Genomic DNA, 500 nt, shown 5'->3' with positions numbered 1-500 from the left:
CCTACATGAGCTTCCGGGCCGCATCCGGCTGCGAATCCCGGCACTCGGCGCGCCGGGATCCACTCCGGATGATCTCGAAGACTGGATGGACACGTTGAGCGAGGTGTCTCACACCCGCGCCAATCAAGTTGCACGCACCCTGGTGGTGCACTATGACAAGACGCCAGGCGCGCGCGAACGGATCTTACGGCGCCTACAAGGCTATTCACCACCGCCCGAGGGCGGACTGCGGACGGGTGTGACGCGCGAGCCCGAGATCACCCCCATGGTCATCTCCGCGCTCACCATCCTGGCGCTCCCCTGGTTGAGCCGGCCCCTCCAGATCGCGCTCACGGGCGCCAATATTGCCTCGACCATCGGTCGCGGAACCGAGACCCTCATTCGCGAGGGCATCAAGGTCGAAGTCCTCGATGCACTGGCAATCGGCCTGTCGGCGGCCCGGGGCGAACTCTATACCGCGAATCTCACCGACTTCTTGCTGTCGCTGGGGCACTTCTTAG

1 pseudogene is annotated in these 500 nt (G+C 64.6%); it reads left to right on the top strand.

The window, feature by feature from the left end:
• Positions 1 to 500, top strand: a pseudogene (locus CKO31_RS26500) (heavy metal translocating P-type ATPase); the annotation flags it as partial.

The organism is Thiohalocapsa halophila (assembly GCF_016583825.1).
Taxonomy (GTDB): Bacteria; Pseudomonadota; Gammaproteobacteria; order Chromatiales; family Chromatiaceae; genus Thiohalocapsa; species Thiohalocapsa halophila.
This window is presented reverse-complemented; position numbering and strand designations above follow the sequence as displayed.